We start from the raw sequence: 13,745 nt of genomic DNA on the forward strand, positions 1-13,745 counted from the left end.
CGCAGGCTCGCTCGCGCCCGCGCCGCACGACCATGGAATGGCTCCAACACTACCTCATCACCTACGGCGCGATCGTGCTGTTCGTGTGCCTGTACTTCGAGTCCTTCGGCGCCCCGCTGCCCGGCGAATCGACGGTCATTGCCGCCTCCATCCTGGCCTCGCAGGGCCTGATGCACCTGCCCACGGTGCTGTTCGCCGTCTTCAGCGGCGCGGTGCTCGGCGACCTCACCGGCTACCTCATCGGCCGCACCGGCGGCCGCCGCGTGCTGTTGCGCCATGGCCACTGGGTCAAGCTCACGCACGCGCGCCTGGAGGCGCTGGAAGAACGCTTCCGCCGCCAGGGCGTCTACCTGGTCATGATCTCGCGCTTCGTCGTGCTGCTGCGCCAGCTCAATGGCCTGATCGCGGGCTCGGTCAACATGCCGCTGCATCTCTTCATGTTCGCCAACGTGGTCGGCGCCGCGGTTTGGACGCTGGCCTGGGGCTACGGCTCGGCGATGGCCGCCCACTGGTTCGAGCCGCTGTGGGCCCACATCAAGGCCTGGTGGTGAGGCCCGCGGGCCATCCCCTGCCCGCCCGATGCAAAACGGCCCGCACACGTGCGGGCCGTTCTGCATGCGCGAGCCGCGGGGTCAGGCGGCGCTCAGGCGCGGCGCCTGCGCCCATTGGGCGGCGGGCGCGGCCCGTACCGGCGCCGAATCCCCGCGCAGCTTGAAGCGCGCCACCGTGCGCGCCAGGCTGGCGGCCTGCTCGTTGAGCATCGACGCGGCGGCGGCCGACTGCTCGACCAGCGCCGCGTTTTCCTGCGTGGCGCGGTCCATGTCGGACACGCTGTCGTCGATCTGGCCGATGCCCGCGCTCTGCTCGGTCATCGCGCCGTGGATCTCGCTCACCAGGCGCTGCACGCGCGCGATGCCCTCTACGATCTCGTCCATGGTGGAGCCGGCGGCCTGCACGCGCTGCGTGCCGCTCTTCACGTTCTCCACCGAGGCCTGGATCAGCGCGCGGATCTCCTGCGCCGAGGCGGCGCTGCGCTGCGCCAGCGTGCGCACCTCGCCGGCCACGACCGCGAAGCCGCGGCCCTGTTCGCCCGCGCGCGCGGCTTCCACGGCCGCGTTCAGTGCCAGGATGTTGGTCTGGAACGCGATGCCGTCGATCACGCTGATGATCTCGGTGATGCGCTCCGACGAGGCGGCGATGGCGCCCATGGTGGTCACCGCGTCGGTCACCACCTGGCCGCCGCGCGCGGCCGCCGCGCTGGCGTCGGTCGCGAGCCTGGTGGCCTGCTCGGCGGTCTCTTCGGTCTGGCGCACGCTCGAGGTCATCTGCGTCAGGGCCGACGAGGTTTCCTCCAGCGAAGCGGCCGAGGTCTCGGTGCGGCGCGACAGGTCCTGGTTGCCGCTCTCGATCTCGTGCGTGGCGGCGGCCATGGATTGCACGCCGGCGCGCACCTCGAGCATCACCTGGCTGATCTTGTCCACGAAGGCGTTGAACGAGGCCGAGATCTGCGCCACTTCGTCACCGCCCACCACGTCCAGGCGCTGGGTCATGTCGCCATCGCCCGAACCGATCGTGTCCATCGCGTCGCGCACCGCCGACAGCCGCTTGAAGGCACGCGCGGTGAACAGCGCCGCCACCACCAGGGCCGCGAACGTGAGCACCACGATCGCCACCAGCATGGCGTTGAACACCTGGCCGAGCGCCACAGTCGCCTCGGCCTTGTCCAGCGCCACCACCAGGTACCAGTCGGTGCCCGGAATGCGCTCGGCCTTGAGCAGCTTGGGCTGGCCCGACAGCACCACTTCGGCCGGCGTGGCCTGCGGGGCCGCGAGCGGCGCGATGCTGGCCGCGCTCAGGTCGGGCGCGAGATCGGTGGACGGCTTGAGCGAAAAGGCGTCGTCCGGGTGCGAGATCACCTGGCCGTCGGTCGCCACCACGAACGCCAGGCTGGACGGCGTGGGCCGGATCGCCTTGATCACCGCCTTCACGCCGTCGAGCGCGACGGCGCCGCTCACGGCGCCCACGGCCTGGCCGTTGCGCACGATGGGCGTGGTGAAGGCGACGTAGGGCTTGCCGGAAGACGAGTCGCCGTAGGGCTTGGTGATGGTGAGCTTGCCCGCCGCGACGGCGCTCTTGTACCAGGGGCGCGCGGTGGGATCGTAGTCGGGCGGCGTGGGCGCGGTCGAGAAGAAGGTCTTGTCCGACCAGCCGACACTGGTGATGGGGAAATCGTTGGTGGCGCCCAGGAGCTTGACCAGCCCGGTGGGGTCGCCCTTCTCGACGGCCTGCGCGGTGGCGACGACGGCCGTGGCCTTGTCGCTCGACCAGCGCTCGATGGCGCGGGCGTTGCCGTTGGCGACCGCGTCCAGCGTGTCGGCGATGCTCGCCATCATGTTGTCGCGCACGATCATATAGGTGGCCACGCCGGAGAGCATCAGCGCCCCCACGACCGTCAGGCCACTGATCAACAGAATGCGGTTTCGCAGCGAAGTGGTTTTCATGCTCTCTCAGCCAGGTTGACGCGCCTGCCGGCGCGCACGCGCGGCCGGATGCGTATGGCCGCGCGCTCCCGGCTTACGACATCGCGCCGCGGCAACTTAAGCGCCGCCGCGACGATATAAATGGCAATGCATTGCGGATCAATGCGGCACGCGCGTCAGGGCGATCGCGGCGCGCGCTGCCAGCGGGTCGGCACGCAGCCGTGGCGCTCGCGAAAGCTCTTGCTGAAGTGGCTCAGGTTGCCGAAGCCCACGCGCAACGCGGCGTCGGTGACGCTCACCCCGGCCTCGAGCAGCAGCGCGGCCGCGTCCAGCCGGCTGGCCCGCAGATAGTCGTAGACGGTCTGCCCGGTCTCCTGCCGGAAGGCGGCCTGCAGGCGCTTCTCGGGCACGCCGACCCGCCGCGCCAGCGCGGCGATGGTCCAGGGATGCGCGAGGTCGGCATGCAGCAGCTGCCGCGCGCGCTCGGCCTGTCGCAGCACGCCCAGGTCGGCCACGGCCGCGCGGTCGGGCATGGCGAGCAGGTCGGTGACCTGCGCCAGCATGTCGTACACGCGTGCCCGGCGCCACAGCGAGGCGGCCTGCGCGGTCTGCACCTTCGGCGCGAGCAGGGCGGCCGCGTGACCCAGCAGGGCCTGCGGCGCCGCGCAGGTGGCCAGCAGGCCGCCGCGGTCGGGCACGCTGAAGTCGCGCATCGCCGCTGCCTGCCGCCATTGGCGCCAGGGCAGGCGCAGCTCGACGCCGAGCGCCTGGGGCGTGTAGCGGATGTCGATCATGTGCAGGGGCTGGTGCGCCGGGATCCGCATCGCGCTGCCCACCGGGCTGGTGTGCTCGAACAGCACCAGCTCGCCGCCGCGCGCCCGGGCCGGCGGCCCGCCCTCGAAGCCCAGCTCGCAACCGCCTTCGAGCCACACCTGCATGCCGAACAGCGCCGTGCCGGGCGACGGCAGCAGCAGTTCCTGGTCGGGCCGGCCCTTGAGCACGACCAGGCTCACGCCCTGGTCGACCCGTTCGACCAGGGCGATCGTGTCTTCCCAGGCCGGCGTGACCGGCACGGTGGGCAGCGTGTCGCGCCACCATTCGTGGGCCAGGCGCGGTGCATCGTAGAGCGAGGGGCTGACAGGCATGGACGGCGATGAAAAAAGCCGCGATTCCGTCAGGCGCGGCCGGGATTGCGGCAGCGTCGCGGCGAAAGTTCTGGGATGATGCGCCGCAACTAACAATCATTATCGTTTATTTCGACCGCTTGCCCAGGGGAAAACCAGTGTTGCCGCAGACCGTCTCCACCCGCGCGCCTCATGCCGCCGCGCGCCGCCTCGTGCCCACCGCCGCCCATCGCATCCTGCTGTGGCTGCTCGCCACCGGCACGCTGAGTGCGCCGGCGCTGGCCCAGACCACGGCCGATCCGGCCACCCTGGCGCCCGTGACCGTGCAGGGCTCCGTCCAGGCCTCGGACACCCTGGGCGATGAATACGTGGCCACGCGCAGCCGCGCGGCGACCAAGAGCAATACCGCGCTGATCGACACGCCGCAGACCATCAACGTGGTGACCCGCAGCGAGATGGACCGCCAGGGTTCGAACTCGGTGGCGCAGGCGCTGCGCTTCACGCCGGGCGTGAATGCCCAGTACGGCGACACCGACGTGCGGCTGGACTGGCTCACCGTGCGCGGCTTCACGCCGCAACGCTATCTGGACGGGCTGATCCTGCCGTTCGGCGTGCGCGGCTATGCGCAGCCCCGCATCGAGGCCTACGGCCTGGAGCGCATCGAGGTGCTCAAGGGCCCCTCCTCCGGCCTCTACGGCCAGGGCGCGCCCGGCGGCATCCTGACGATGACGAGCAAGCGCCCGACCGAGGAACGCATCAACGAGATCAACCTGCAGACCGGCAGCCACGGCCGCGCCCAGGCCGGCTTCGACTTCTCCGGCGCGGTCGACCAGGAAGGCCGCCTGCTCTATCGCCTGACCGGCATGGGGCTGGACACCGACACGCAGTACGACTACGTGGACGACAAGCGCGTGTTCATCGCGCCGAGCTTCACCTGGAAACTGTCGGCCGACACGCAGTTCAATCTGTCGGCGCAGTACCAGGAGATCGAATCGCACGGCGGCGGCGGCGCGCCGGTGCTGCCCTACATCGGCACGGGCGAGGCCAGCAGCCAGGGTCGCATTCCCCGCGACCGCTACGTGGGCGACCCGGATTTCGACCGCTTCACCAATCGCCAGACCCTGTTCGGCTACACCCTCGACCATCGCGTGAACGACGTCTGGCAACTGCGCCAGACCGCCCGCGTGAGCGAGGTCAACGCGCGCACCCGGCGCGTGCAGATCGGCCTGATGGCCACCGAGACGCAGGCCGTGCGCTACGCCTGGGCCTTCCCGGAAACCGCGCGCGCGTTCCAGATCGACAACCAGGCCAACGCCGAATTCGCGGTGGGCGCCACGCGTCACCACCTGACGCTGGGCCTGGACTACCTGCGCGAACGCTCGCGCTTCACCGAAAGCCAGCTCGACATCCTGCGCAACGGCAGCGGCGGCTTCGCGCTGTTCGACCTGTACGACCCGGACTACGGCAACCTGGACATCCGCACGCCGGCCGACGCGCTGGTCATCAACCAGCGCCGCGAGCAGCTCGGCCTGTACGCGCAGGACCGCATCGAGTTCGGCCGACTGAGCGTCACCCTCGCCGGCCGTCAGGACTGGACCTCGACCCGCACCGACACGCGCCGCGTCGGCGGCACCGACACCGATCTCGACACGCACGCCAGCCGCTTCACCGGCCGCGTCGCCGCCGCGTATCGCTACGACAACGGACTGGCCCCGTACATCAGCTATGCCACCTCGTTCCAGCCGGTGGCCGGCACCACCCGCGACGGCAACCCGCTGCGCCCCACCACGGGCACGCAGTACGAGGCCGGGCTGAAGTTCCAGCCGCCGGGCAGCGACAGCCTGTACACGGCATCGCTGTTCCAGATCGTGCAGAACAACGTGAGCGCGCCCGACCCGCTCAACACCAGCTATAGCGTGCAGACCGGCCAGGTCCGCATCCAGGGGCTGGAGCTGGAGGCCAAGGCGCGGCTCGCGCGCGGGCTCGACCTGACCGCCTCCTACGCCTACTCCGACAGCGAGATCACCAAGACCAACCGCGGCGACACCACCGGCCAGGTCGGCAACCAGATGATCTTCGTGCCGCGCCACCAGGCCGCGCTGTGGCTCGACTACACGCTGCAGCAGGGCCCGCTCGCCGGTCTGGGCATGGGCGCCGGCGTGCGCTACCGCGGCACGCTGTATGGCGACCTGAACAACACCCACCTGCTCAAGCCGGTGACGCTGGTGGACGCCACGGTGCGCTACGACCTGGGCCGCATGGCGCAGTCGCTGCGCGGCGCCGACGTCTCGGTGTCGGTGTCGAACCTGTTCGACCGCGAATACGTGGTGAACTGCCCCGGCCCGACCGCCTGCTACTGGGGCAGCGAACGCACGGTGCTCGCCAATCTGCGCTACCGCTGGTAGGCCGGAGACGGGGACGTTGCGCGGCGGCGCTGTGCCACCGCTGCAACGTCCCTATTTTTATAATCAGAAACAATAACGCACTTGAGAATCATTGTTATTAGAATTCCTATCCACTTGAATAGGGAGAGGAATTCATGTCCGTCAGCAAGACCGGCCGCCTGCGCGCGCAACCCCGCGCGCAGCTGCGCCAACTGAGCAGTCTGGTTCTCATGGCGCTGGCGGCGAGCGCCGCGCAGGCACAGCAGGGCAATGCCAACGTGCCCACGCTCAACTCGGTCGAGGTGCAAGGCGACGCGCAACCCGCCACCACCACCGAAGGCACCGGCAGCTACACGCCGCGCGCCACTGGCGCCAGCACCGGCCTGCCCCTGACGCTGCGCGAAACGCCGCAGTCGGTCACCGTCGTCACGCGCCAGCGCATCGACGACCAGAACATGATGTCGCTGGTGGACGTGCTGGGCAACACGCCGGGCATCTCGGTACAGAATTTCGACGCCGAACGCTACAGCTTCAACGCGCGCGGCTTCCCCATCAGCAACTACATGTATGACGGCATCCCCACGGCCTTCGAGATCGGCTATGCCGGCGGCGAATCGTCCATGGATCCGATCATCTACGACCGCATCGAGGTGGTGCGCGGCGCCACCGGCCTGCTGACCGGCGCGGGCGATCCTTCGGCCTCGGTCAACCTGGTGCGCAAGCACGCCACCGCGCGCGAGTTCAAGGCCGACCTGAGCGTGGGCGCCGGCACGCACGACACCTATCGCGCCACGGCCGACCTGCAGACGCCCTTCAACGAAAGCGGCACGGTGCGCGGCCGGCTGGTGACGGCCTACCAGAAGAACCACTCGTACCTCGAGCACTACGAGAACGAGAAGACCGTGGTCTACGGCGTGATCGATGCCGACATCACGTCCAAGACCACGCTCAGCGTGGGCTTCAACTACCAGAAGAACGATCCCAAGGGCAGCAGCTGGGGCGGCTTTCCGCTCTGGTACTCGGATGGCAGCCGCACCGACTGGAAGCGTTCGCTCAACACGGGCGCCGACTGGACCTCGTGGGGCAGCACCACGCAGGGCGCGTTCCTGCAGCTCGAACAGCGCTTCGACAGCGGCTGGAACATCCAGGCCGTCGCCAGCCACAGCAAGAACGAGATGGACGGCAAGCTGCTCTACCTGACCGGCTTCCCGGACCGCACCACCGGCCTGGGCATGGGCTCCTCGCCTGCCTGGTATCTGGGCGATCGCAAGCAGAACAGCTTCGACGTGAAGGCCTCCGGCCCGTTCAACCTGTTTGGCCGCCGCCATGAAGTGGTGGTGGGCGCGAGCGCCAGCCGCCAGTACGCCGACTTCGACTACCGCGCGCCGCTCGGCACCAGCGCGGTGGGCAACTTCCTGGAATGGAACGGCTCCTATCCCGAACCCGAATGGAGCAGCGAGCGCACGCCCGCCTCGCGCTACACCACCAAGCAGACCGGCGTGTACGCCGCGCTGCGCATGGAGCTGGCCGATCCGCTCAAGCTGATCGTGGGCGGCCGCTACAGCAGCTGGAAGACCGATTCGGTGGGCTGGGGCGGCGACTCGCGCTACGCGTTCGACAAGAACGCGTTCACGCCGTATGCCGGCCTGCTGCTCGACCTGAACGAGAACTACACGGCCTACGCCAGCTACACCGAGATCTTCAACCCGCAGTCGTACCAGGACCGCAACGGCGGCTGGCTCGACCCGCTCGAAGGCAAGTCGTACGAGCTGGGCCTGAAGGGCGAATGGCTGGAAGGCAAGCTGAACGCCAGCGCCGCCGTGTTCCAGGTCAACCAGGACAACGTGGCGCAGGAAGACACGGGCTTCTTCGTGCCGGGCACGCCGAACGCCGCCTATCGCGCCGCGCAGGGCACCCGCACGCGCGGCTTCGACCTCGAGATGTCGGGCGAGCTCTCGCCGGGCTGGAACGTGGCCGCCGGCTGGACCCACTGGACCGGCCGCGACGGCGACGGCAACGCAATCCAGACCAACCAGCCGCGCAGCCTGGTGCGCCTGTTCACCACCTATCGCCTGCCCGGCGCGTGGAACGCCCTCACCGTGGGCGGCGGCGTGAACTGGCAGAGCGGCAACTACACCGACGCCACCAACCCCTCGGGCCAGACCGAACGCGTGAGCCAGGGCAGCTATGCCATCACCAACGTGATGGCCCGCTACGAGTTCAACCGCAACCTGTCGGCCCAGCTCAACGTCAACAACCTGTTCGACCGCAAGTACTACAGCCAGATCGGCTTCTACAACCAGGGCGCCTGGGCCGAGGGCCGCAGCGCGATGCTGACGATGCGCTATAGGTATTGACCCCCACGCCGCGCTGCGGCGCGGCTATTCTTGCGGAGGCCACGCAGCGCATCTCGAAGCTTGTAGATGTGCGCGTGGGACGCATCCCAAAACAAAGGTGTCAGACTACATTTTTGCGGCAGAAAACAAAGGTGTCAGACTGCATTTTTCGAGTGGTGCGCCATTGCCGAAAATGTAGTCTGACTCCTTTTTTCCTTAGGTGGAAAATGTAGTCTGACACCTTTGTTTGCGGCGCTTGGTTGTAAAAAATGTAGTCTGACACCTTTGTTTTTGCGGTTCGATTCATGGCAAAGGCCCGGCAGGTTTTCTGCCGGGCCTTTGCTTTTGCGGGATGCTGCGGGGCGCTTATTGCTTCTTGCTGGCTTCGTAGCGGGCCTTGTTTTCGGCGTTGGGCGGGTAGAGGCCGGGGAGCGCGGCGCCGCTGTCGACTTCGTTCATGATCCAGCCTTCGAGGCGCTCCTGTTCCACCGCGGCGACGACGACGTCGGCGAGCAGGGCGGCGGGGATGACGACGGCGCCGTCCTGATCGGCGACGATGACGTCATCGGGGAAGACGGCCACGCCGCCGCAGCCGACGGGCTGCTGCCAGTCGACGAAGGTGAGCGCGGCGACCGACGGCGGGGCCGCGGCGCCGGCGGCCCAGACGGGCAGCCCGGTCGAGAGCACGCCGGCGAGGTCGCGCACCGCGCCGTCGCTCACCAGCGCGGCCACGCCGCGTTTGGCCATGCGGGCGCACAGGATGTCGCCCCAGAAGCCCGCGTCCTTCACGCCGTTGGCGTCGACCACCGCGATGCAGCCGGACGGCATCTGCTCGATGGCGGCGCGGGTGGATTTGGGCGAGCTCCACGATTCGGGCGTGGCCAGGTCTTCGCGGGCGGGAATGAAGCGCACCGTGAACGCGCGGCCGACCAGGCGCGGCAGGCCCGGCGCGATCGGGAAGGCGCCGCGGATCCAGACGTTGCGCAGCCCCTTCTTCAGCAGGATGGTCGTCAAGGTGGCGGTGGTCACACCGGCCAGGGCCTCGAAGGCGGCGGTGTCATGGGTGTTGCTCATCATCAGGCTCCGGACAGGTCAGGAAGAAAAACGCGCGCGGCGGACCGCACGCTCACGTGAGTCGGGCGCAGGCGGCGCGAATGCGCTCGCAGGCCTGCTCCAGCCGCTCGGTGGCGGTGGCGAACGAAATGCGGAAGTAGCCCTCGTAGCCGAACGCGCTGCCCGGCACCACCGCCACCCGCGCGGCCTCCAGCAGATAGCGGCCCACGTCGGCATCGTTGGCGATGCGCGCGCCGTCGGGCGTGGTCTTGCCGACCAGGCCCGCGCACGACGGAAACAGATAGAACGCGCCCTCGGGCTTGCGGCAGCTCAGGCCCGGCGTGCGGTTGAACGCGTCCAGGCACAGGTCGCGGCGCGCGCGGAAGGTCTCGTTGCGCGGCGCCAGGAAATCGAGCGAACCCTCGAGCGCCGCCACCGCGGCGGCCTGCGCGATCGAGCACGGGTTGCTGGTGCTCTGCGACTGCAGCGTGGCCATCGCGGCGATCAGCGCGCGCGGTCCGCCCGCGTAGCCGATGCGCCAGCCCGTCATCGAGTAGGCCTTGGACACACCGTTGATCGTGAGCACGCGGTCGCGCAGCGCCGGCACCTCGGCGGCGATGGTCGAGAACGTCCAGCCGTCGTAGCGCAGATGCTCGTACATGTCGTCGGTCATCACGTGCACGTGCGGATGCGCCAGCAGCTCCGCGCCGATCTCGCGCAGCTCGGCGGCCGAGTAACCGGCGCCGGTGGGATTGCTCGGCGAGTTCAGGATCAGCCACTTGGTGCGCGGCGTGATGGCCGCGCGCAGCTGCGCCGCGGTGATCTTGAAATCCTGCGTGTCGGGGCAGCGCACCTCCACCGGCGTGCCGCGCGCCAGCCGCACCATGTCCGGGTACGACACCCAGTACGGCGCGGGAATGATGACCTCGTCGCCCTCGTCGAGCGTGGCCAGCAGCGCGTTGAAGATCACCTGCTTGCCGCCGGTACCGACGCTGATCTCGTTGGGCGCGTAGACCAGCCCGTTCTCGCGCTCGAACTTGCGCACGATGGCGGCCTTGAGTTCGGGCGTGCCGTCCACGTCGGTGTAGCGGGTCTGGCCCTGATCGATGGCCGCCTTCGCGGCGGCCGCGATGTGCTCGGGCGTGGGGAAGTCCGGCTCGCCCTGCGACAGCCCGATCACGTCGATGCCGCTGCGGCGCATGTCGGCCGCCTGCTTGGTGATCGCCAGCGTGGGCGACGGTTTGACCGCCTGCAACAGTTGTCCCAGCAACGCCATGACCCGTCTCCTCGATGCATGAACGCCCATCGTAAGAACGCGGCCATAAAAATAAAATCAATATATATTTATATAAACCAAAACTTTTATTTATCAATGATCCGCGAACTCAAGACGCTGGTGGCGGTGGCGCGCGAAGGCACGTTCGCGGCCGCGGGCGACCGCATCGGCCTGACGCAGGCCGCGGTCAGCGCGCAGATGCAGCGGCTCGAGGCGGAGCTGGGCTTTGCGCTGTTCGACCGGCGCGGCCGCGCGGCCCACCTGAATCACAAGGGACGGCAGGTGCTGCGCCAGGCGCAGGATCTGCTGCGCCTGTATGGGCAGCTCGGCTCGGGCCAGACCGACGCGCCGGCCGCGACCCTCATCACGCTCGGCGCGATCGCCTCGGTGCACCGGCTGCTGCTGCCCGATGCGCTCGCACGCTTTCACCAGCAGCATCCGCACTGCCGCAGCCACGTGATCCCGGGCATCTCGCTGGAGCTCATCAATCTGGTGGACGCGGGCGACGTGGACCTGGCGGCCATCATCCGCCCGCCCTTCACGCTGCACAGCGACCTGCGCTGGACCACGCTGGCGCAGGAGCCCTTCAAGCTGCTGGTGCCTCGCGCCGTGAAGGGCCGGGACTGGGCCGAGCTGCTGACGCGCGAGCCCTTCATCCGCTACGACCGCGCCAGCTTCGGCGGACGCCAGGTCGATCGCTTCCTGCGCGACCGCCACATCGCGCCGCACGAGGTCTGCGAACTCGACGAGCTCGAGACCATCGTGGCGCTGGTGGCGCGCGGCGTGGGCGTGGCGCTGGTGCCGCAGACCGCCGCGCTCGGCCGCTGGCCGGCCGGCGTGCGCGCGCTCGACCTCGGCAAGCACGTGTTCCATCGCGACATCGGCCTGGTGCACCGCGCCGCGCCGGTGCATCACGACGAGGTGCGGGCGCTGGCGCAGCTGCTGGTGGCGCTGGCGCGCCCGGCCTGAGCGCGCGGCCTCAGGAGGCGGCGCGCAGCGTGATGCGGGTGATCTCCGACGGCACGCCCAGCCGGATCGGGAAGCCGGGCCACAGGCCCGCGCCATTGCTCACGTAGAGCGTCATGCCGTCGACCGCGTAGCGGCCCGACACGAAACCCGAGTTGGCGGCGGCCACCATCAGGTCGAGCCCGCGCGCGTGCCCGCCATGGGTGTGGCCCGACAGCTGGATGTCGGCGCCCGCCGCGCGGTTGGCCTGCGCGTTGCCGGGCCGGTGATCGAGCAGCAGCACTGGCGCGCCGTCGGGCCGGCCGGCCAGCGCACGGCCGATGTCCGGGCCGATCTCGCCGCGCGTCGGCCCCACCTGGTCGGCCACGCCGGCCACCACCAGCGCGCCGTCGCCCCGGCGCACCACCGCATGTTCGTTGACCAGCATGCGGATGCCGAGGTCGCGGAACACGTTCATCCACTGGCCATAGGCCGCGTAGTACTCGTGATTGCCCGGCACGCCGTACACGCCATCCGTGGCGCGCAGGTCGGCCAGCGGCGGGAAGTCATTGGCGCGCGCCTCCGGCGTGCCGTCGACCAGGTCGCCCGAGATCACGATCAGCGCGGGGTCCAGGCTGTTGGCGCGGTCGACCACGGCACGCATCCACGGGCCCTGCAGCAGCCGGCTCGTGTGCAGATCGGTGAGATGCACGATGCGGTAGCCCTCGAACGCCGCCGGCAGGCCCGCCACGCGCACCTCCAGCTCGCGCACCTCGGGCACCTTCACCGCCTGCCACACCCCGATCACGCCGAGCGCCAGCGACAGCGCGGCCAAGCCGTGCGCCACGCCCGTGCGGGCGAGGATGCGGCGGCCCGCGCTGCGCGAGAACAGCCACGTGAGCGCGCCGACGAGGTCGCGCAGCAGCATCATGCAGGCAAACAGGATCAGCCCGCCGAACACCGCGCCGAGCACCATGATGAGCTCGCCCGGGATCTCGGGCGAAGCCATCGAACCGAAGCGCCGGCTCACGAGCCAGTGATGCAGGATGAACATCATGAGCAGCCCGGACAACACCACACGCACCGGCACGCTCGTGCGCAGGCGACACACATAACGCCAGACCAGATACAGGCCAATCAGGCCGGAGACGACATGAAACACGCTTCGTAATTCCCGAGAATGAATCCACAACCGGCGCGGCGACCCGCCAGACCGCGCCCCATCAACGAGACGGACGCAGGGTGCGCGCGGCGCCCTGCGTCCGTCTCCGTGGCGGCCCGTCAGGGCGCCGCCGTCATTGCGGCCGGTGCGATGCGCCCGGCCGCCTGGTGCTCATTGTGCCCGCGTTGCGCGCCAGCTGCCGCCGCCGTCGATGGTGCCGCTCATCGCATTGCCCTCGACCTTGCCGACATAGCGCGCCTGCGCCACCGTGAACTCGATGTTCGCGCCGTCCAGGCGCGCATTGCTGATCGGCGTGGCCTTGCCGCCTTCGGTGAGCGTGCCCTCGAGCATCTGGAATTGCTGCGACAGCGCCAGATCCTTGCCGTCCACCTTCCACGCGCCCTCGACCCGCGCGGGCACGATCCACTTGTAGGCGGTGCAGTAGGCCTTGCAGCCCTGCTGCGTCACGTCCACCGTCTCGTCCGGGCGCCAGGTGTCCATGGTGAAGGAGTTCGACACCACGCGCGTGCCCGGCGGCATCTGCAGCAGGATGGGCCGCAGCTTGACGTTCAGGTCCGGCAGCAGGAACAGCGTGACCACGGTGGCCTTGGAGAAGTCGGTCTTGAAGATGTCGCCCTGCTCGAAGGTGGCGGTCTTCTCCACGCGCGCAGCACGCGCCGCGTTCTTCGACAGCTCGACCATGTCGGGATTGAACTCCACGCCGTGCGCGCGGGTGCCGCGCTGGGCCGCCGTGATGACGGTGCGCCCGTCGCCCGAGCCCAGGTCCACCAGATAGTCCTGCGGCGTGATCTGCGCCATCTCCAGCATGCGGTCGACCAGCTCCTGCGGCGTGGGCACCCACACCACGTCCTTGCCGGACTGGCCCACCGTGGGCTGATACGGGGTGGACTGCGCCTGCGCCTGTGCCGCCGCGCCGAGGGCCAGCAGGCAGGCCACGGCCAACGATTGTCGGATCTTCATCGAA

General features: G+C 69.3%; 10 protein-coding genes. 4 read left to right on the forward strand and 6 right to left on the reverse strand.

The window, feature by feature from the left end:
* Positions 1 to 32 precede the first annotated feature (32 nt).
* A complete protein-coding gene (locus CEG14_RS21930) occupies positions 33 to 551 on the forward strand; it encodes a DedA family protein (protein ID WP_094828519.1) in 519 nt (172 codons plus the stop codon).
* Between the two features lie 81 nt (positions 552 to 632).
* Here the strand turns inward: CEG14_RS21930 and CEG14_RS21935 are convergent, their stop codons facing one another.
* Both CEG14_RS21935 and CEG14_RS21940 read right to left on the reverse strand, forming a co-directional pair.
* Positions 633 to 2,501, reverse strand: a complete 1,869-nt coding sequence (locus CEG14_RS21935) for a methyl-accepting chemotaxis protein (RefSeq protein WP_094828520.1) — start codon at positions 2,499 to 2,501, stop codon at positions 633 to 635.
* Between the two features lie 155 nt (positions 2,502 to 2,656).
* Positions 2,657 to 3,625: a helix-turn-helix transcriptional regulator gene (locus CEG14_RS21940; RefSeq protein ID WP_094828521.1), complete on the reverse strand. Its 969-nt coding sequence runs from the start codon at positions 3,623 to 3,625 to the stop codon at positions 2,657 to 2,659.
* A 137-nt stretch (positions 3,626 to 3,762) separates the two neighbouring features.
* Between CEG14_RS21940 and CEG14_RS21945 the strand changes: the two genes are divergently transcribed.
* Together CEG14_RS21945 and fhuE are read left to right on the forward strand one after the other, a co-directional pair.
* Positions 3,763 to 6,009, forward strand: a complete 2,247-nt coding sequence (locus tag CEG14_RS21945) for a TonB-dependent siderophore receptor (RefSeq protein WP_256985901.1) — start codon at positions 3,763 to 3,765, stop codon at positions 6,007 to 6,009.
* Between the two features lie 134 nt (positions 6,010 to 6,143).
* Positions 6,144 to 8,345, forward strand: a complete 2,202-nt coding sequence (fhuE, locus tag CEG14_RS21950) for a ferric-rhodotorulic acid/ferric-coprogen receptor FhuE (RefSeq protein WP_094828523.1) — start codon at positions 6,144 to 6,146, stop codon at positions 8,343 to 8,345.
* A gap of 345 nt (positions 8,346 to 8,690) precedes the next feature.
* On the opposite strand, the gene CEG14_RS21955 is transcribed toward fhuE, so the two are convergent.
* Entirely contained in the window at positions 8,691 to 9,398 is a 708-nt protein-coding gene (locus CEG14_RS21955; protein WP_094828524.1) for a ribonuclease activity regulator RraA, read from the reverse strand.
* A gap of 52 nt (positions 9,399 to 9,450) precedes the next feature.
* A complete protein-coding gene (locus CEG14_RS21960; protein ID WP_094828525.1) occupies positions 9,451 to 10,653 on the reverse strand; it encodes a pyridoxal phosphate-dependent aminotransferase in 1,203 nt (400 codons plus the stop codon).
* A 96-nt stretch (positions 10,654 to 10,749) separates the two neighbouring features.
* On the opposite strand from CEG14_RS21960, the gene CEG14_RS21965 reads away from it, so the two are divergent.
* Complete coding sequence (locus CEG14_RS21965) at positions 10,750 to 11,622, forward strand: LysR family transcriptional regulator (protein ID WP_094828526.1); 873 nt, start codon at positions 10,750 to 10,752, stop codon at positions 11,620 to 11,622.
* 10 nt (positions 11,623 to 11,632) lie between these two features.
* On the opposite strand, the gene CEG14_RS21970 is transcribed toward CEG14_RS21965, so the two are convergent.
* Together CEG14_RS21970 and CEG14_RS21975 are read right to left on the reverse strand one after the other, a co-directional pair.
* Positions 11,633 to 12,760, reverse strand: coding sequence for a metallophosphoesterase (locus tag CEG14_RS21970; RefSeq protein ID WP_094828527.1), 1,128 nt, complete (start codon positions 12,758 to 12,760; stop codon positions 11,633 to 11,635).
* A 171-nt stretch (positions 12,761 to 12,931) separates the two neighbouring features.
* A complete protein-coding gene (locus CEG14_RS21975) occupies positions 12,932 to 13,741 on the reverse strand; it encodes a class I SAM-dependent methyltransferase (RefSeq protein WP_094828528.1) in 810 nt (269 codons plus the stop codon).
* Positions 13,742 to 13,745: the final 4 nt, after the last annotated feature.

Source organism: Bordetella genomosp. 1 (assembly GCF_002261335.1).
Lineage (GTDB): Bacteria > Pseudomonadota > Gammaproteobacteria > Burkholderiales > Burkholderiaceae_B > Bordetella.

Coding starts and splice junctions, on each gene's coding strand:
- CEG14_RS21930 (WP_094828519.1), top strand. CDS start 33: ATGGAATGGCTCCAACACTACCTCATCACCTACGGCGCGATCGTGCTG.
- CEG14_RS21935 (WP_094828520.1), bottom strand. CDS start 2,501: ATGAAAACCACTTCGCTGCGAAACCGCATTCTGTTGATCAGTGGCCTG.
- CEG14_RS21940 (WP_094828521.1), bottom strand. CDS start 3,625: ATGCCTGTCAGCCCCTCGCTCTACGATGCACCGCGCCTGGCCCACGAA.
- fhuE (WP_094828523.1), top strand. CDS start 6,144: ATGTCCGTCAGCAAGACCGGCCGCCTGCGCGCGCAACCCCGCGCGCAG.
- CEG14_RS21955 (WP_094828524.1), bottom strand. CDS start 9,398: ATGAGCAACACCCATGACACCGCCGCCTTCGAGGCCCTGGCCGGTGTG.
- CEG14_RS21960 (WP_094828525.1), bottom strand. CDS start 10,653: ATGGCGTTGCTGGGACAACTGTTGCAGGCGGTCAAACCGTCGCCCACG.
- CEG14_RS21965 (WP_094828526.1), top strand. CDS start 10,750: ATGATCCGCGAACTCAAGACGCTGGTGGCGGTGGCGCGCGAAGGCACG.
- CEG14_RS21975 (WP_094828528.1), bottom strand. CDS start 13,741: ATGAAGATCCGACAATCGTTGGCCGTGGCCTGCCTGCTGGCCCTCGGC.